General features: G+C 30.6%; 22 protein-coding genes. 18 read left to right on the forward strand and 4 right to left on the reverse strand.

Annotated features, from left to right (window positions below):
- Positions 1 to 157: 157 nt before the first annotated feature.
- The gene (locus ACSVH7_RS11065) at positions 158 to 1,810 is read left to right on the forward strand and encodes a M1 family metallopeptidase (RefSeq protein ID WP_438066759.1); all 1,653 of its coding nucleotides are present in this window, start codon (positions 158 to 160) and stop codon (positions 1,808 to 1,810) included.
- Between the two features lie 98 nt (positions 1,811 to 1,908).
- Here the strand turns inward: ACSVH7_RS11065 and ACSVH7_RS11070 are convergent, their stop codons facing one another.
- Entirely contained in the window at positions 1,909 to 2,307 is a 399-nt protein-coding gene (locus ACSVH7_RS11070) for a glyoxalase (RefSeq protein ID WP_438066760.1), read from the reverse strand.
- Positions 2,308 to 2,516: 209 nt separating this feature from the next.
- Here ACSVH7_RS11070 and ACSVH7_RS11075 point away from each other — a divergent pair, with 209 nt between their 5' ends.
- Positions 2,517 to 2,900, forward strand: coding sequence for an acyl-CoA thioesterase (locus ACSVH7_RS11075; protein WP_438066761.1), 384 nt, complete (start codon positions 2,517 to 2,519; stop codon positions 2,898 to 2,900).
- A 39-nt stretch (positions 2,901 to 2,939) separates the two neighbouring features.
- Here the strand turns inward: ACSVH7_RS11075 and ACSVH7_RS11080 are convergent, their stop codons facing one another.
- Complete coding sequence (locus ACSVH7_RS11080; RefSeq protein ID WP_438066762.1) at positions 2,940 to 4,205, reverse strand: mechanosensitive ion channel family protein; 1,266 nt, start codon at positions 4,203 to 4,205, stop codon at positions 2,940 to 2,942.
- Entirely contained in the window at positions 4,198 to 4,482 is a 285-nt protein-coding gene (locus tag ACSVH7_RS11085) for a DUF3817 domain-containing protein (protein WP_438066763.1), read from the reverse strand. Before ACSVH7_RS11085 ends, ACSVH7_RS11080 begins: the two co-directional genes overlap by 8 nt.
- A gap of 106 nt (positions 4,483 to 4,588) precedes the next feature.
- Here ACSVH7_RS11085 and ACSVH7_RS11090 point away from each other — a divergent pair, with 106 nt between their 5' ends.
- The 16 genes from ACSVH7_RS11090 (at position 4,589) to ACSVH7_RS11165 (ending at position 15,751) form a co-directional block, all read left to right on the forward strand.
- Complete coding sequence (locus ACSVH7_RS11090; RefSeq protein WP_438066764.1) at positions 4,589 to 5,125, forward strand: DUF6155 family protein; 537 nt, start codon at positions 4,589 to 4,591, stop codon at positions 5,123 to 5,125.
- A 104-nt stretch (positions 5,126 to 5,229) separates the two neighbouring features.
- Positions 5,230 to 6,768, forward strand: coding sequence for a DEAD/DEAH box helicase (locus tag ACSVH7_RS11095; protein ID WP_438066765.1), 1,539 nt, complete (start codon positions 5,230 to 5,232; stop codon positions 6,766 to 6,768).
- Positions 6,769 to 6,835: 67 nt separating this feature from the next.
- On the forward strand, positions 6,836 to 8,131 hold the full coding sequence (locus ACSVH7_RS11100; protein WP_438066766.1) for a DEAD/DEAH box helicase: 1,296 nt from the start codon (positions 6,836 to 6,838) through the stop codon (positions 8,129 to 8,131).
- Positions 8,132 to 8,346: 215 nt separating this feature from the next.
- A complete protein-coding gene (locus tag ACSVH7_RS11105; protein ID WP_438066767.1) occupies positions 8,347 to 8,706 on the forward strand; it encodes a hypothetical protein in 360 nt (119 codons plus the stop codon).
- Entirely contained in the window at positions 8,699 to 8,998 is a 300-nt protein-coding gene (locus ACSVH7_RS11110; RefSeq protein WP_438066768.1) for a hypothetical protein, read from the forward strand. Before ACSVH7_RS11105 ends, ACSVH7_RS11110 begins: the two co-directional genes overlap by 8 nt.
- A 3-nt stretch (positions 8,999 to 9,001) precedes the next feature.
- Positions 9,002 to 9,229: a hypothetical protein gene (locus tag ACSVH7_RS11115; RefSeq protein ID WP_438066769.1), complete on the forward strand. Its 228-nt coding sequence runs from the start codon at positions 9,002 to 9,004 to the stop codon at positions 9,227 to 9,229.
- A gap of 180 nt (positions 9,230 to 9,409) precedes the next feature.
- Positions 9,410 to 10,591 carry a replication initiation factor domain-containing protein gene (locus ACSVH7_RS11120; protein ID WP_438066770.1) on the forward strand — a complete coding sequence of 394 codons (1,182 nt, stop codon included), beginning with the start codon at positions 9,410 to 9,412 and terminating at the stop codon, positions 10,589 to 10,591.
- 291 nt (positions 10,592 to 10,882) lie between these two features.
- The gene (locus tag ACSVH7_RS11125; protein ID WP_438066771.1) at positions 10,883 to 11,605 is read left to right on the forward strand and encodes a hypothetical protein; all 723 of its coding nucleotides are present in this window, start codon (positions 10,883 to 10,885) and stop codon (positions 11,603 to 11,605) included.
- A complete protein-coding gene (locus ACSVH7_RS11130) occupies positions 11,605 to 12,024 on the forward strand; it encodes a hypothetical protein (RefSeq protein ID WP_438066772.1) in 420 nt (139 codons plus the stop codon). Before ACSVH7_RS11125 ends, ACSVH7_RS11130 begins: the two co-directional genes overlap by 1 nt.
- Positions 12,025 to 12,146: 122 nt before the next feature.
- The gene (locus tag ACSVH7_RS11135; protein WP_438066773.1) at positions 12,147 to 12,605 is read left to right on the forward strand and encodes a hypothetical protein; all 459 of its coding nucleotides are present in this window, start codon (positions 12,147 to 12,149) and stop codon (positions 12,603 to 12,605) included.
- A gap of 104 nt (positions 12,606 to 12,709) precedes the next feature.
- A complete protein-coding gene (locus tag ACSVH7_RS11140) occupies positions 12,710 to 12,862 on the forward strand; it encodes a hypothetical protein (RefSeq protein ID WP_438066774.1) in 153 nt (50 codons plus the stop codon).
- Complete coding sequence (locus ACSVH7_RS11145; RefSeq protein ID WP_438066775.1) at positions 12,855 to 13,400, forward strand: hypothetical protein; 546 nt, start codon at positions 12,855 to 12,857, stop codon at positions 13,398 to 13,400. Before ACSVH7_RS11140 ends, ACSVH7_RS11145 begins: the two co-directional genes overlap by 8 nt.
- A 155-nt stretch (positions 13,401 to 13,555) precedes the next feature.
- A complete protein-coding gene (locus ACSVH7_RS11150; RefSeq protein ID WP_438066776.1) occupies positions 13,556 to 14,068 on the forward strand; it encodes a hypothetical protein in 513 nt (170 codons plus the stop codon).
- Positions 14,069 to 14,073: 5 nt separating this feature from the next.
- Positions 14,074 to 14,922 (forward strand): hypothetical protein, encoded by an 849-nt coding sequence (locus tag ACSVH7_RS11155; protein WP_438066777.1) that lies wholly within the window; start codon positions 14,074 to 14,076, stop codon positions 14,920 to 14,922.
- The gene (locus tag ACSVH7_RS11160) at positions 14,922 to 15,176 is read left to right on the forward strand and encodes a hypothetical protein (RefSeq protein WP_438066778.1); all 255 of its coding nucleotides are present in this window, start codon (positions 14,922 to 14,924) and stop codon (positions 15,174 to 15,176) included. Before ACSVH7_RS11155 ends, ACSVH7_RS11160 begins: the two co-directional genes overlap by 1 nt.
- A gap of 158 nt (positions 15,177 to 15,334) precedes the next feature.
- Positions 15,335 to 15,751, forward strand: coding sequence for a hypothetical protein (locus tag ACSVH7_RS11165; protein ID WP_438066779.1), 417 nt, complete (start codon positions 15,335 to 15,337; stop codon positions 15,749 to 15,751).
- A 278-nt stretch (positions 15,752 to 16,029) separates the two neighbouring features.
- Here the strand turns inward: ACSVH7_RS11165 and ACSVH7_RS11170 are convergent, their stop codons facing one another.
- Positions 16,030 to 16,461, reverse strand: a complete 432-nt coding sequence (locus tag ACSVH7_RS11170) for a DUF2911 domain-containing protein (protein WP_438066780.1) — start codon at positions 16,459 to 16,461, stop codon at positions 16,030 to 16,032.
- Between the last annotated feature and the right edge of the window lie 153 nt (positions 16,462 to 16,614).

Below are 16,614 nucleotides of genomic sequence, written 5' to 3' on the forward strand. Positions count from 1 at the left end.
AAATCTTTTAAAAATAAAAATCTTAATAATTTTGTGTTAACACTATTGTTTTGCCTAATTAATCAACCTCAAATTAGTTTGATTTTTAATAGTAAAGTCAATTTAATTAATCGATAAAAACCAAAAAAGTATGTAGTTTTGAAAAAAACTATTTCGAATGAAAAAAATAGCGACCTTTTTATTGTTCACATCGGTGATGATCAATCATGCGCAAGGATTATTGAATGCAGCTGAAACTACTTTTACAAGACAGGATACCCTGAGAGGTAGTATTACCAAAGAACGTGCTTGGTGGGATTTGAAATACTATCATTTGGACATTAAAGTAAATCCTTCAGATAGCACTATTATTGGGTCAAATACCATTCGCTATCAAGTCTTACAAGAAAATATGGTAATGCAAATTGATTTGCAAAAACCTATGGCTATTACTAAAGTGATTCAAGATGGGAAACAGTTAAGCTATAAACGAGAAGGAAATGCCTATTTTATTACATTAAGTGCTCCTCAAATAGCTGGAAAAACGAAAGAAATTGTTGTTTTTTATAATGGTAAACCTAAAGTTGCGGTAAATCCACCATGGGATGGCGGAATTACCTGGAAAAAAGACAAGTATGGTAATCCTTTTGTAGCTTCCTCTTGTCAAGGTTTGGGGGCTAGCGTTTGGTGGCCGAATAAAGATCATATGTATGATGAAGTAGAGGAGGGCATGATGATTAGTGTAAATGTGCCAGGTAATTTAACAGAAGTTTCTAATGGTCGTTTACTTCGCATTCAAAAGCAAAAAGACGGGACTAAAACATTTCATTGGATCGTTAAAAATCCAATCAATAATTACGGAGTGAATATTAATATTGGTGATTACGTTTCTTTTTCTGAAAAATATAAAGGTGAAAAAGGCAACTTGGATTGTACGTATTATGCGTTACGCAATAATCTTGATAAAGCCAAAAAGCAATTCCAAGAAGTCCCTAAAATGTTGAAGGCTTTTGAATATTGGTTTGGTCCCTATCCTTTTTATGAAGACAGCTATAAGTTGGTCGAAGTCCCATACCTTGGCATGGAGCACCAAAGTAGCGTGACCTATGGTAATCAATATAAAAATGGTTATTTAGGACGCGATTTGAGTGGAACGGGGTGGGGGTTGAAGTTTGATTTTATTATTGTTCACGAGTCGGGTCACGAGTGGTTTGCAAACAATATTACTTATAAGGATATTGCGGATATGTGGATTCACGAGAGTTTTACAAATTACTCGGAGAGTTTATTTTTGGAATATTACTTTGGTAAAGAGGCAGGCTATACTTACGTAAGAGGGATTCGAAAAAATATCGAAAATGATAAACCTATTATTGGTCACTACGACGTTAACAATGAGGGGTCTTCGGATATGTATTACAAAGGGGCTAATATGTTGCACACCTTGCGACAAGTAGTTAGCGATGATGAGAAATGGCGCAATATTTTGAGAGGTTTGAATGCTACTTTTTATCATCAAACGGTAACTACGCAGCAAATTGAACACTATTTAAGTGAGAAAACAGGACGTGATTTAAGCTCTTTTTTTAATCAATATTTGCGCGATACACAAATTCCAACCTTAGAATATTTTTTTAAAAATAAGCAACTGGAGTATCGTTGGACAAATAGTGTTCCCCATTTCAATCTGCCTATAAAAGTATATTTGAATAATACAACTATGATTTTGGAACCTAGTAACGAGTGGAAATCTATTACAATTGATACTATAAACCCCGAATTTGAAGTTGATACTAATTTTTATATAACGAGTAAAAATACTACTAAATAAAAAAGAGTTTCCAAACGAAAAGATTGCAACACTTAATGATTATTGAATTTTTTCGAAAATGTAAAATTTTATTTTTATTGCAGCGGAAAGTTACCTTTTTAAACCTGTTTGTCAAACAATTGTATTTGACTTTTAATACGTTCAATAAGCATATTCATCATTCTTTTGTTGAGATTAGAAGAATTTTGAATGTAAGTTTTATACTCTTCTAATGTAAAAAGTCCAATAACGATTCCTTTTAAGGCATTTCGAAATTTTATATCTTTTTGAATAGCATTCTCTACCAAAAAAAGTTTTTTTTCAACAGAAAGAGTATAAAAATCTCTTTTGTTTTTATGAATGTAATTTTCAAAAGAAGCAAGAAAAAGTTCGTTTTGAAGTTTTAAAATAGGTCTAAGTACTTGATTTTGAAATTTTTCATCTGTTGAGGATTGATCTGTAAGGATTCCAATAGCCTCTCCTCGCAATTCTTTTAAAAGTAGTGTTCTTTGATCCATGCTTTTTTTTCTAAAGTTAATTAAAAAGGTTTTGGTAAATTGCTTAAATTTGAAAACCAACCAAAATAATTTTTCGTTAAACGAATCAAAAAAATAATTGTAGCTTTAAGTATCACATCATAAACTTAATTTTATCATCCATACAATGGAGAGTAGGCGTTTTAAAATTTGTAGCACTAGTATAATTAGGGTTGTGTAAAATAAACACTATGAGATTTCATACAAGAAAATGGGTTAAGCCCGAAGATTTAAATCCAAATGGAACCTTATTTGGTGGCCGATTATTAGCATGGATTGATGAAGAATTAGCCCTATATACCATTATCCAATTAGAAAATGCTAAAATTGTAACAAAATACATGTCAGAAATCAATTTTACTAGCTCAGCCAAACAAGGCGATATTATTGAAATTGGGATTGATGTTGTGAAATTTGGCACAACCTCATTAGTTTTAAAATGTGAAGCTCGAAATATGATGACTAGAGAAACTATTATTACTATTGATAAAACGACTATGGTAAATTTAGGAGCCGATGGCAAGCCGAAGCCACATGGTAAAACAGAAATTGAATATGTGAAAGATAGATTATAAAAAAGGGATGCTATTTAAAGTATCCCTTTATCGAATAAGCTATGTATCGGTTTTTAAGAATGTACTATTCGAAGGCATCTCATAAAGTTCTAAATAGAAATAAGGAACAGAAGCTATAACATGATCAAAAATGTCAGCCATAATATACTCGTAATTAATCCAACGTTTATCGGTTGAAAATGCATAAATCTCCAAAGGCATTCCATGTGAAGTGGGTTGCAATTGACGACACATCATGGTAAGATTTTTATTCAATCCCGGATGTTGGTGTAAATATTGATTGATGTATTTTCTGAACAAACCTAAGTTTGTCATGTTTCGGCCATTGATAGATAAGGATTTATCCACAGCGTTAGCCTGATTGTATCTTTCAATTTCTGCTTTGCGACTTTGAATATAAGGGCGGACTAATTCTACTTTTTGTAATTGATCTAATTCGTAATCTTCTAAAAAACGAATAGTACTAGCTTTAATTAAAAGATGTCTTTTAATTCTTCTACCATCCGAGTTAAGCATTCCTCTCCAATTTTGAAAAGAATCGGAACTAAGGCTATACGTAGGAATTGTGGTAGTCGTGTTGTCGAAATTGCGAACTTTTACTGTAGCCAAATTAATCTCGATTACATCCCCATCTGCTCCATAACGTTCCATAGTGATCCAATCCCCAATACGAACCATATCATTAATTGCAACTTGAACACTAGCAACAAATCCTAAAATGGTATCTCTAAAAATCAAAATAATAATTGCCGATACAGCTCCCAAAATAGTCAACATTTCTTTTTGACTAATTCCAAAAACTTTAGAAATAATTACTGAGATTCCAAACATCCAAAGTACAATCATAATTACCTGAATAAAACTATCTACAGGTTTATCACTGAATCTTGGAATTTGTTTTAAATAATCTTGAGTAGTGTTTAGCAATGACCTAATGATCCACAAAATCAGTAAAACAATATAGACGCCTACTAATTTTCCAAAGATATCTTCCCAGTAATCATAGCGTTTTAAAATGATGGGTACTGATTTGTAAATCAGTGTAAATGGAATTAATTGAGCAATATAAATTACCGTTTTGTTCGATATGATTAAATCATCAAATTTTGTTTTTGTTTTTAAAGCTATAATAGCCATAGTGGTAACAAACAAAAAACGAAAAATCATATAAATAGAATAGGTTAAAAAAATCAAAATAATGATATTTACAACCATACTTAAATACGAAGAGAAAGAATATCCAAAACCCCATCGTCGAAAGATAGGATAAAGGAAATTGAAAATTTGGTCTAAAAGATTACTCATTTCTTAAGTATTTCTTTTCAATATAAAAAGTGCCAAAGGGAATCAATGAGCCTAAAATAATCAGAGAAAATGTGGAAAAAGACCAATTTTGGCTCTTTTTCAAAAGTAAAGCTAATAGACAATACCCCACAAATAAAACTCCATGGCTCATGCCAATAGGATATAAAAGTGTTTTATACAAATCGATAAGATTAGGTTTAATAAACAACATATTCGCAAGTAAAATAAGATAGGAACAGCCTTCCAAAATAGCTGTGATTTTAAAAATTCTAAACATTATTTTGTAGTAATTTAAGTTGAAGCAGACAAAATTAAGGATTCTTATTGATTATAGTGTTTGTATTCGCAAAGTAATTTACTTTTACAGTATTCAAGTATTCAAAATGAGTAAGCGTGATTTAAAGAAATACATCGGCCAATTGACAAAAGAACAATTAGAAGAGCAAATTTTAGAATTGTACGACAAGTTTAATCCTGTAAAAGTGTTTTATAATTTTGTTTTTAATCCTAAAGAAGCTCTTCTTTTGAGAGAGGCTAAAACCAAAATTGCACAAGAATATTTTCCTGTTGCAAAATCGGGTGCCAAAAGATTGGCAAAAGCAAAACTACGGCGATCCGTAGCCCAAAAGTATTGTAAACATTTTTTAACTTTAGGAGTAGACCCCTTTATTACAGCAGATTTAATGCTTTATGGGATAGAAATTGCTCAAACCTATACGGCTGAAAACAACATAATTTCTGAGGCATTTTATAAAAGCACATACAATTCCTATGAACAAGTGGTGTCGTTTTGCATTAGTAATGGTATTTATTTTGATTTTAAAAATAGAATTGAAGGAATTTTAACCGAAACTAAAATTCAAAAATGGAAGAATTGCACTTATTTTGAAAACTTAATTCAGAAAAATACTCAATTATAGTGCCTCATTAATAAAATTATTGATTTCATGCCATAAAATTTTATTTTAATAGTAGTGCATTAACTCTTTTTTAGGCGTATTTTTGCAAAAATCCAAAATTTATAATGTTAGAAGACGCTTTAGAAATTCAAGTTGAAGGTAAAAAAGAATTATACGCCTATCAAAAAGGAGATATTGATGCCATATTTGAACGTATAGATAATGCACCGATTAATCATCATTTATTATATCAATTGCCAACAGGGGGAGGAAAAACAGTTGTTTTCTCTGAAATAGTGCGTCGATACTTATCACAACATGATAAAAAAGTGGTGGTTTTAACGCATCGTATAGAATTGTGTAAACAAACCTCTAAAATGTTAAAAGGATTTGGGGTTAAAAATAAAATTATTAATAGCAAAGTAAAAGAGTTACCTGATCAAAACGACTTTTCTTGCTTTGTTGCGATGGTGGAGACGCTCAAAAACCGTATTAATGATGAAAAATTGCATCTTGACAATATCGGATTAGTGATTATTGATGAAGCACATTACAATTCCTTCCGAAAATTATTAAGTTCCTTTAAAAATGCTTTTATATTAGGAGTTACAGCAACACCTTTGAGTTCTAATATTAAATTACCGATGCATCAAAGTTATAATGAATTAATTGTAGGGGATACTATAGGCTCTCTTATTGAAAAAGGATTTTTAGCTAGAGCGGTAACATATAGTTATGATGTAGGTTTAACCTCGTTAAAAGTTGGAATAAACGGAGATTATACGGTGAAATCATCAGATGATTTATACACTAATACGATAATGCAAGAGAAGTTGTTGTATGCCTATACCGAACGTTCTTTGGGTAAGAAAACGTTAATTTTTAATAACGGTATCAATACGTCTCTCTATGTATACGAAACGTTTCGCGAGGCAGGATATCCCATTCGACATTTAGATAACACGAGTAATAACGATGAACGTAAGGAAATTTTGCATTGGTTTAAGCATACTCCTGATGCAATTTTGACTTCAGTTGGTATTTTAACTACGGGTTTTGATGAGCCTACAGTTGAAACAATCATTTTAAATAGAGCTACTAAGTCCTTAACTTTATATTTTCAAATGATTGGGCGTGGCTCCAGAAAATTACCTGGAAAAGATGAATTTACGGTTATAGATTTAGGAAATAATGCTGCTAGATTCGGACTGTGGAGCGAGCCTGTAAATTGGCAACATATTTTTAAATCTCCTGAGTTTTATCTTGAAAATCTCAGAGATGACCAAGAAATTGAATTGCATTTTAAATACCAAATGCCTCCTGAATTAAGAGCAAAATTTAGTAAAACAGATGTAGTTACATTTGATGTAGATGAAGAACATAAATTAGCGATCAAACAAAATTTACGTTCGAAAGTAGTATTAGATAAGTCACTAGATCAACATTCCTCTATGTGTGTTGATAATGCAGATTTGCCACAAGAAGCCAAAGCGTTAGCACGTGAACTAGAGGATGATATAGAATGTCGTATTAAGCGCTATTCCAAATGTTTAAGTCAGTGTAGTAAAAATTATAGAGAATGGTTAGTGGAGGACTATAAGCAAAAATTGACGCTATTAATTGGAAAGAAATACCGTGAAAAAATTATGAATGAATTAGATTAATTTTTTGATTTCTATTTAAATACATTTCTAATTTATTGAATATAATCTTCGTTAAAATAAAAAAAACATGTCAAAACACTTCTCAAATTTAGGTCTTTCAGCACCTATTCTTAAAGCGATTGCCGAAATGGGAATTGTTGAACCAACCGAAATACAAGCAGAAGTTATTCCTTTAGTTCTAAAAAATAAAACTGACATTGTGGGCATTGCCAAAACGGGTACCGGAAAAACCGCCGCTTTTGGTTTGCCAATAATTGAAATGATTGAGGTGACAAAACCCTCGGTACAAGCACTTGTTTTAGTTCCAACTAGGGAATTAGGAAATCAAATTTTTCAGAATTTATTAGATTTTTCAAAATATAACGAAGCCCTGTCCATTGCAGTTACTTGTGGTGGTGTACCCATTAAACCTCAAATCGAGCGATTATCAAATACCGCTCATATAGTAATTGCTACACCTGGGCGATTAATTGATTTGATTGAAAGAAAAGCAATTGATTTGTCTCAAACGCCTTTTTTAATTATTGATGAAGCAGATGAAATGGTGAGTATCTTGAAAGATAGTTTAGATACAATCATAGCGCAATTGCCTAAAAATCACCGATCTTTTTTATTTACAGCGACACTTCCAGGTACTATAAAACAACTCATTCAGAATTATTTACATAAAAATGTGGTACAGGTAAGTGCTAACATGGAAATGATGGGTAATCAAGGTATTGATCATCATTATATTGTAGTTGATCCAATTGAAAAATTGGAGGTATTAATGCATTTTTTAAACACGAAAGAGGGGGAACGGGGAATTATTTTTTGCAAAACAAAAGCTGCTGTCAATAAATTAGCTAAAAATTTAGCAATTCATAAGTTCTCATCAGGTGCTTTACATGGTAGTTTATCGCAAGGAATTCGAGACAGAATTATGGGTCAATTTCGTCAGGGTCATATTAGCATTTTGATAGCAACCGATTTAGTTTCAAGGGGAATTGATGTTTCAGAGGTTTCTTATGTGGTCAATTATCATTTACCAGATACTTTTGAAGCTTACGTTCACAGAAGTGGAAGGACTGCGCGTGCCGGAGCTAAAGGACTGTCATTAACCATTTTGCAACCAGAGGAAGAAATTGAAATCCCTGAATTTGAAAAAGAATTGGGTTTACAATTTCAAAAGTATAATAAACCATCAGTGGCAAGTATTGAGGAAAATAACGCAATTTTATGGGCAAAACAAATTTTTAAAACTAAGCCTAACCATGATTTGGAGGTTGAATTTAAAAATAAAATTAAAACTATTTTTCATCATTTAACTAAAGACGAATTAGTTGAAAAATTAATAGCTCATTTTTCACTTCAAAATAAGTAATTTTTAGCTAAGTATTGAAAACGACTACAAGTTTTACAATCTATAAAACCTCATGAAGATTTATTTTGTGAGGTTTTTTATGAGTTATATTTGAATTATAATTTATAGTATGAAAAATACTATGACAATAGAACTATTTAAACTTTAGATAGTAAACATATACAAGCGTACACCAATATTTTTTTTAAGTATTTATTAACTTAAAAATTGGTGTTATGATCACAAAAAAAAACCAACAAAAAGCAATTAGTAATTATAATGCTTATTTGGTTGCTTGTTTCAAAATGCGCGTGCATCCTAAAATTTCCCTTGCGCAATTACAACGTACTTTAAGACCTTTCTGCAAAACTCAATTATCTAACGATGTTCATTTATATATTCGTTTTAAATTTACTGAAATTTCTTTCGGTATAACAATGATTGATTCATTTGAGTCTTTGCCTTGGTCTTACTTCCGAGTTTATTCTTCCTCTTATTCAAATTTAGAAATTTTATTTTCTGCTCGTAGCACTAAAGAGTTGATTTTGAAAATTAATCAAAAATTAGAAAAATTAAAACCTTTTCCAAATGATTGATATTTTAAAAATCCTCGTCCCTGTTGATTATCAATTATCTGCAAAAACATTTTTGTACTATTTAAAAACATTAAATAACAAATTGTATAAAGTACAGGCTTTAGAAATATCCTTGTATCAGATTGAAATACTTAAGACTGATAAAGGTTTAACTATTGTTAATCATCAATATTATACGTCAAATGTTCTAAACGTTACTTTTTCAAATTTAGAAAAAGAACTTAAAAAACATTTTGCACCTCAGGACCCTAAACAGTACGAAATTGATTTTATTAACTCTTTACGATTTTAAAAAATGGATACTTCTATAGCTTATGTTATTTGTATAAAAGATAAGTTCTTTTATAAATTTTCTAAGGATAAAAAAGCTTTAACGGCTTGGACTTTAGCTGGTTCTAAATTATTTGTCCCTTATATGGTTGATGATTTATTTTCAGATAATGAGTTTCATAAAACAATACGTTTATTACGTTCTAAGAAAGTAAACTATGTTATTAAGGAAGTTTGTTTGACTTCATATTAAAATTTAAGCCTTAATGCGTGGGTTGTTTGTTGATTAACATTACAAAACTAAGAAGGAAAATCCCGAACGATTTAAGGCTTTTTAAATATTTTTTTTATCTCTTATCAAAACTACTCAAGTCAAATCAAAATCAATGCCGTTGGGTAAAACGGCATTCAACTCACTATTAAATTTTCAATAATGCACCCAAAAACCTTAATTTCAATAGATTACCTTATTATTAATTTAATGGGCGATTTTAGACCTTTCGAGGCTTCCAACTCGTCCGAATTTGATATTATAAAAGAACCATTTGCAACCAAAACCTTTTCGGATAAATATTTAATAAAGTATCAAGGGCAAAACCTTGCGACAATTTTTTCTAAACCGCGTGCATCAATTATTAATGAATTTTTATCACAACTACAATTTGAAAATCATATATTTTATACTAAATCATTAGACGAAATAAGCGACATAATTAATTTATTTACAACTACTTACTGTTTGGATTTTTCAGCTATAAATCGTTTAGATATTGCATTCGATATACACGACAAAAACGAATATTACAGAAAATTAAATGCTGACTTGTCGAATGGTGCTCTGCGTGTTGCTGGTCGCAAAAAAGGTTTTTCATCTTATAATGAAATAGTAAAAGGTGTTTGTATAAATAACGGTTTTAATTTTGGTTCTCGTGGTTCTTCAAAGTTTTTGCGTGTCTATAACAAATCTTTGAGTTTAGAAATAAATGAGAAGTCATACATACAAGAATTTTATAAAAAGAATGATTTTGATAACAAAAACGTTTGGCGTTTTGAATATCAATTAAATGCTTCTTTTTTTACTAATTTAAAATCATTCGGACACGATAAAGATTTTTTTGAGGAAACAGGGCAAAAACTTGTTTTACCTTTTCAAGATGTAACTTACTCTTTGTTTAATTACTCTGCTTTAATTCAGTTGGTTATAATGGCTCAAACTAATTTTTTTGAATTGCGTGAGAATACAGGTAAATCACAAGTAAATAAAGAAAAATCAGTTTCTTTTATATTGGATTTTGATTATTTATTAGAAAATATTGGTAAATACAAACCGACCTTTATACGTTTAAAACGTTCGTTTGTTCCTAGCCTTGTGAAGCGTAAAAGATTGGCAAAAGCTTTGTTTCGGGAATATGTTGCGAACTTTCAAAATGTCACTTATATAGTGGCTTTGAATAGATTGTTATTAGAAAAAAATCCCTTTGATGGAACAACTTTACAAACGTGGTTTGATGATAAAATGCGCTTTTATTTATCGGAATTCCAACAACTTGAAAAGATGGGTATAAAATTTAATTATGCTCTTTATAATGAACAAACTAACCTATTTATTGAATAATGGCTACTATAAAAAAACCTTCTCCGACCCAAAAAGTGTCAAAGATGCAACTTAAGCACATATTAGAAATTAGTTACCCAACTGCAAGAAAGGAATATCAGACTATTATGGATTCTTTGCAAATAACAAGAGGTTATTTAACTATATCGGATTTGATTAAATACGGTATTTTGTCATAGTAAATAATGCTAAAAAATAGAAAAAAAGCATAATAAAGCAAAAAAAATAGAAATACCATTAATCAATCCTTTGTAACCTTTGTAACACGAAAATTTAATTAATAATATAAAAATGAAAATTAAAAGTATTACAGGAGTTACAAAAGTTGACGAAATTAGTGTAACGAAATCAATTGGGGCGCTTATTCTTGCTATTGATGGTTTGTCTATTGACCAACTCACAACGGAGAAAATTAGCATTTATATTGAGCGTGCGAATGGTTCAAACGTTTATTTGGCTAATAAAATTCCTGTATTGGATTTTATTTTGGCGTCTTCTTATGGATTAGAGGCGGTACAATCAGACGCAGTTTATGAGACTATCGCAATGTGTGAATTGGCTGTTGGTGGTGGTATTTTCTTGGCAGAAAAGGAAAGTATTAAAATTTCATTAGATGGATTAGATGCTTCTAAAACGTATGATTTGTACGGATTTGAAGAGCCTACGCAAACGGATGTTTTAGCGTTTTTTGAGCAAAAAACCGTAGCTAGTGAGGAATTCAGCAAAAAAATAGATGTTAATGGTTTTGATTTGGCGATTATGACAACTCACGCAACTATACAGGATGTTATTTATCGTTTCGAAAACGGTAAAAGTGTTAAATATCTTCCGTTTGAGTTACAAACTCAGTCAAGAGATAGTGACCCAATTCAAGCTATTAAAGGAACTGCTGTTTTGGCTCAGATTCCAAACCGTTTAGCGTTGCCTTTATTGCATATAGATGAAATCGAGGTAAATAAAGAACAGGGTGCAGTTATCAACTTTGTGGTTAGGAATTTTAAATCTGTTCAATAATGGGATTCTTTAAAGATGCGACAAACAAACTTAAAAGAGTAGTTTCTGTCAAAAATTTAGTAAGAGGTGTTACAGGGAATTTTTCGGCTATTGCCGAAGATGCACAAAGAGTTATGACTACAGAAGACCCGAAAAAAGTAGCTAAACAGGTTAATAGTTTGACTAATAAAACTTTTGCTATTCCTCAACCTGTTTCAGATGTTGTAAAACAAGCAGAAACGAATTATACTAATAATTTAATTAATTCCGTTGCTGGGATGCCTGCTGTACAGGATGCGAACGCTTTTATGTCTAAACTTTGGATTCAGTCTATGTGGAATAAGTATAAAACACAAATATTGCTCTTTGGTGGTGCTTTGGTCGCTCTCCTTGTGTTAAAATTTGGTATTAAAACGAATAACCGTAAAAGAAGGCGTTAGAAAATGAAATCTCAAAGGTGGCGCAATAGGCTCTATTTAATAATTTTTGTGATAGATTCTATTGTGCTAATCCTTAAGAAAATCACTCAAATAATAATTAATATTAAAAATATATTTCACTAATGGCAAATTATAATATGCAAAAGCCGAATCATTGGGATGGTGGAAATCAACACCCTTTTGTTCCTTTCAAAAATGATTATCAGCAAAGAAATGCTGGTTATTCAAGAACGCAAAGAAGAAACGATTTTGTTAAGCACTCTGGCGCAAAATTAACAAAGTACTTTCCTAAATCAGGGGTTAACGCTGGTGTTGAGCAGTTTCTAGTAACGGGATGGCGTTTATCGAATAAAGAATTGATTTCAATAAAAGCTGTAACTACCTCAAAATCAAAAGAATCTGACAAAGGTTGGTTTGGTTCGGTTGCTGTAACATTCACTAATACTAAAACGGGTCAGACTTCTTTTCATTGGGGTACAATGGAGAAAAAAACAGGAAAGGTGGTCATTAATGAAATGGCTTTCGTTATGAACCCTAAAGCAAAAAATGGCGGTTATGCTGGAACTTTCTTAAATAAATAGTATGTTCAAAGGATTATTAAAATTGTTGCCTTTGTTTATTCACGAATTAGCGGAAATTCTAATCGAGAAAGTAAAAGAAAGGCAACAAAGAAAAAAGCAAGAAAATGAATAAGTTAAAAGGTATTATCGGTGTTATTGGGATTATTGTTAAATATTCTGCCGTTGTTATGGCAATTATTAAAGGTGTCCAAGTTGTTTATGACGAATTGGAAAAAATCGATTTTGACAAACCTACAAAAACAATAGAAAATGAGTAGCTTTTTAGGTAAGGCAAATCTTTCGAGGGGTATTCGGAACAACAACCCGGGCAATTTGGTTAAAACCTCAGATGCTTGGCTTGGCAAAGTGTCTCATTCTAGTAATACAGATGGTCGTTTTGAACAATTTAGTGCTGTAAAGTATGGAATTCGTGCAATGCTTAGAGATGTTATAAATGACATTTTGAAAGGTAAAAATACCGTTAGAAAATTGATTGCTGAATATGCTCCTCCTTTTGAAAACAATACAGGGAACTATGTTGATTCTGTTGCAAAAAAGTTAGGTGTTCAACCTGACTCGAAAATTACTCTTATCAATGCTAGTTTTATGATGATGGTTGCAAAAGCAATTATTGAGAAAGAAAACGGCAAAGATGCAAAGTATATCAAGGATTCAGATATTAGGGATGCAATTCGTATTTTAGGTACTTTTAATGCTCCGAAGGATGTAAAAATTGATACTTCTGTATTTGCTCCTGTTTTGGTTCTTTTACCTCTTTTGCTTTTTTTTTATACGTGGTTTACGGTGATCCTTTGATTCAAAACCGTAAAAAAAGAAAATAATAATCTCAAAAAAATAAAAAAATGTTAGATAAAATTAAAAAGTTTGTTGACGAAAATAAGACTACTGTTTATGTTGGTTTAGGTTTAATTGGTGCTATTTTATTGTACCGTAAAATCAAAAAATAGTATATGTCTGTACGATTTCAAAATAGAAACACCGCTTTAAATCAAGGCGGTGTTTTAGAATTAATTAAAAATTATTGGTTTGTTATTCTCGGTTTGATTTTGGCTATTCCTTTTCTTATTCGTTATCTCCGAGATGCGAATACGGATATAACTATTAATAATCAACAAGAAGACGAAAAGTTAATTAAAGTTCAGAATGAAAACCCTACAACACAAAAGCAAGGTTTGGATAAAATTACAACACGTGAAGATTTGCAACTAATTGCACGGAATATAGCTTATAATTTCGGAACGTCTATACAGACAAAGGATGCGGGATGGGCTTCTTTTCTTAATCCGCGGGGTTGGACTGAAAATGACGAAAAGGCTTATAATCAGTTAAAAAAAATCAACTATGCAACTTCTCGAGATTTAGTCGCAAAATGTTATTATTTTTTGACTAGGCGAAATTTGTATGATGACGTTAAAACGTTATTAGATGAGGAATACCAAAAAAAACTACCATTATTTAAATAAAAACTATGTCACAAATTAAAAACTACATTCAGTACATAGACGAATTTCAAAACCTTAAAGTTATGCCAATATTGGCTTCTTATGATGGTTCGGGCGAGTTACAATACTATTTTCTGAAAGAATCTATTAAGATAGAATATTTCATCTTATCAGTTTATTTAGAAAATAAAAGGGTTGATTCTGTTGACTTCAAAAATTGTGATTCCTTATTTATGCTTTCTTTTATTAATGACGTTGCAACCGTTGATTTATCATTGATTAATAGGAATGAGTACTTTGCGCCTTCGTTTAATCCTCAGATTATTGTTGCTCCGAAATTGGTAAGTAGTTCGTCTGTTGTTTTTCCTTCGTATAATGGTAGTTTGGAAACGGCTAAAAAGCATCTTTTTCCAATTACTGATAAGTACGGAATTGTATTTCCGTTAATTATAACTTCTGGTAATCCTACTTATGATGGTTCTTCTTTTCCTTACGATATAAATGTAAAAACATTGGAGGTTTTTTCTGAGGGGTATAATAATGCGAATATTAATTATATTTTACCTATTTCATATGATGGTTATATGTCAAATTATGGCAGTACTTATCATACCTCACAAGTATTTGATAATGTATTTTCCATTGACGATATAAGGATTAAGATTTTTGTTAATACGGATATTTCGTATAATTTCAATGTTACGGTCTATCCAAATTATAACGCTGTTTTTTTTGATTGTACAATCCCTATAATATCTGTTGAAGAGAATCATAATAACTCTAGTACTGTAAGGATAGAGTGTAATGATGGTAACGGAAATTATGTTTTGTTTGGTCTGGATTGGAAGAGATTCCCCACATTATATGGTAGTTAATGAGTTATTTTTTAAAAGATAAAAACGATTATTCTGTTTATGTTTATAAAGATGGTCAAAAACGTTTGTTCACAGAATTCGTACACGACATTTATAAGTATTCCCTTTGGTTAAAAAGAAACGCTATTATGTGGGATTATTTGCTTGTGTTTTGTCGTAGAGATAGACAAATTATGTGTTATTACAAAAATGGCGATTATCTTCACGCAAAACCTGACTCGGGTAATATGGGTCGTAGGAAATCAAATTGGTAAATATTTTTTTTATCTCTTACCCCTTAATTTACTACGGTATTTTAGGGGGTTATTTTTGAAATAATATTTTTTTTATCTCTCACCATTTATTTCTTTATTCTTGTTAAATTTGGCATTATATTTGAAAATTTATTTTAATAATTTTAACAAAAAACAAGATGAAAAAAATAACTATTTTATTATTATTTGCTTTTGGAATAACAAGAGCGCAAACAACAACCGACGAATTTAATTATATGTCAAAGGGTTACGAAATTGCTGTTTCTTCTGGTATGGATATAAAAAAGGGTTATGTTGTCAAGGATTTAACCGTTTATAATTCAGATTCTTATACATTTGATTATAAGTTATTTTTAAGAGAATCTAACAATTCTTTGGCTGGTGTAATTTTAAAGGCTACGTCTAAAACATGGTCAAATGTTTATTATTTAGCTATTCCTATAAATAATCAGGAGTTGTTAACTTATTTTAATACTCGTTTGGAGTTATGGGATGAGTCAATGGTTACGGCATATTCTAAATCTTCAACTTTTTTAAATTCAGAGTTAATAAAGTTTTATAATCCATCAAAATAATTCAAAAAACCCTTAATAATAAGGGTTTTTTTTTATTTTAAATAAAACTTGTGTAATTGAATAATCTTATTAAATTTGTCAAAAAAAAATATTGTTATGCTTGTTAAATATTATAGTTCTATTGTCATTTAATGAATTATAATTTATATTATGTAAAATAGAAAATCTCATAAAAAACAATACTTTTATTTGCCCTCAAAATAATACTATCTGATGAAATCATAAAACTCAAAAAAAAACACCCATAAGGATGTTTTTAAAATAAAGAAATCAATTAATTATTTAATCGAGAAACCGATAATCCAATTTTCCCAAGCCAATTCAACTCTTGTAGCCAATATGGTGTATTGTAATTTTTCAACAAAAATGTCTGCTTTTTCATTTGAAACTGTAACACGTAATTGATCATTAGATTCTTTATAATCATAAGCACCCCATTGTTTTGAAATTTTATTAAAAATAAGGATGCTTTCTTTTGCATTGGGAATTATAAAAAATGCATATTTTCCAGCCGGTAACTGTTTTCCTTCAATGGATACTGTTTTATCGGTTTCGAATGTTGTAGCTTCATTTGCTCCCGCCCGCCATACTTGATCAAAGGGAACTAATCCGCCCCAAATTACCCTTCCTTTAACTGATGGACTCCCATAATTGATGGTTACGTTGGCACCATTATAAGTACCTTTTACAGTTTCGGCGGGGCTTGCCATTTTTTTTTGTGCAGTTGACACAAGTGTGCCTAAAAAAAGGAACACTAAGACTAATTTTGTTGTTTTAAATTTCATTAGGTTTTAAGTTAAATTTAGTATCTAAATATAATCCAACTTAAAGTATATTTGTATTTTAAAATCATTTTTTATGAA

The organism is Flavobacterium sp. TSSA_36, assembly GCF_051547165.1.
GTDB lineage: Bacteria > Bacteroidota > Bacteroidia > Flavobacteriales > Flavobacteriaceae > Flavobacterium.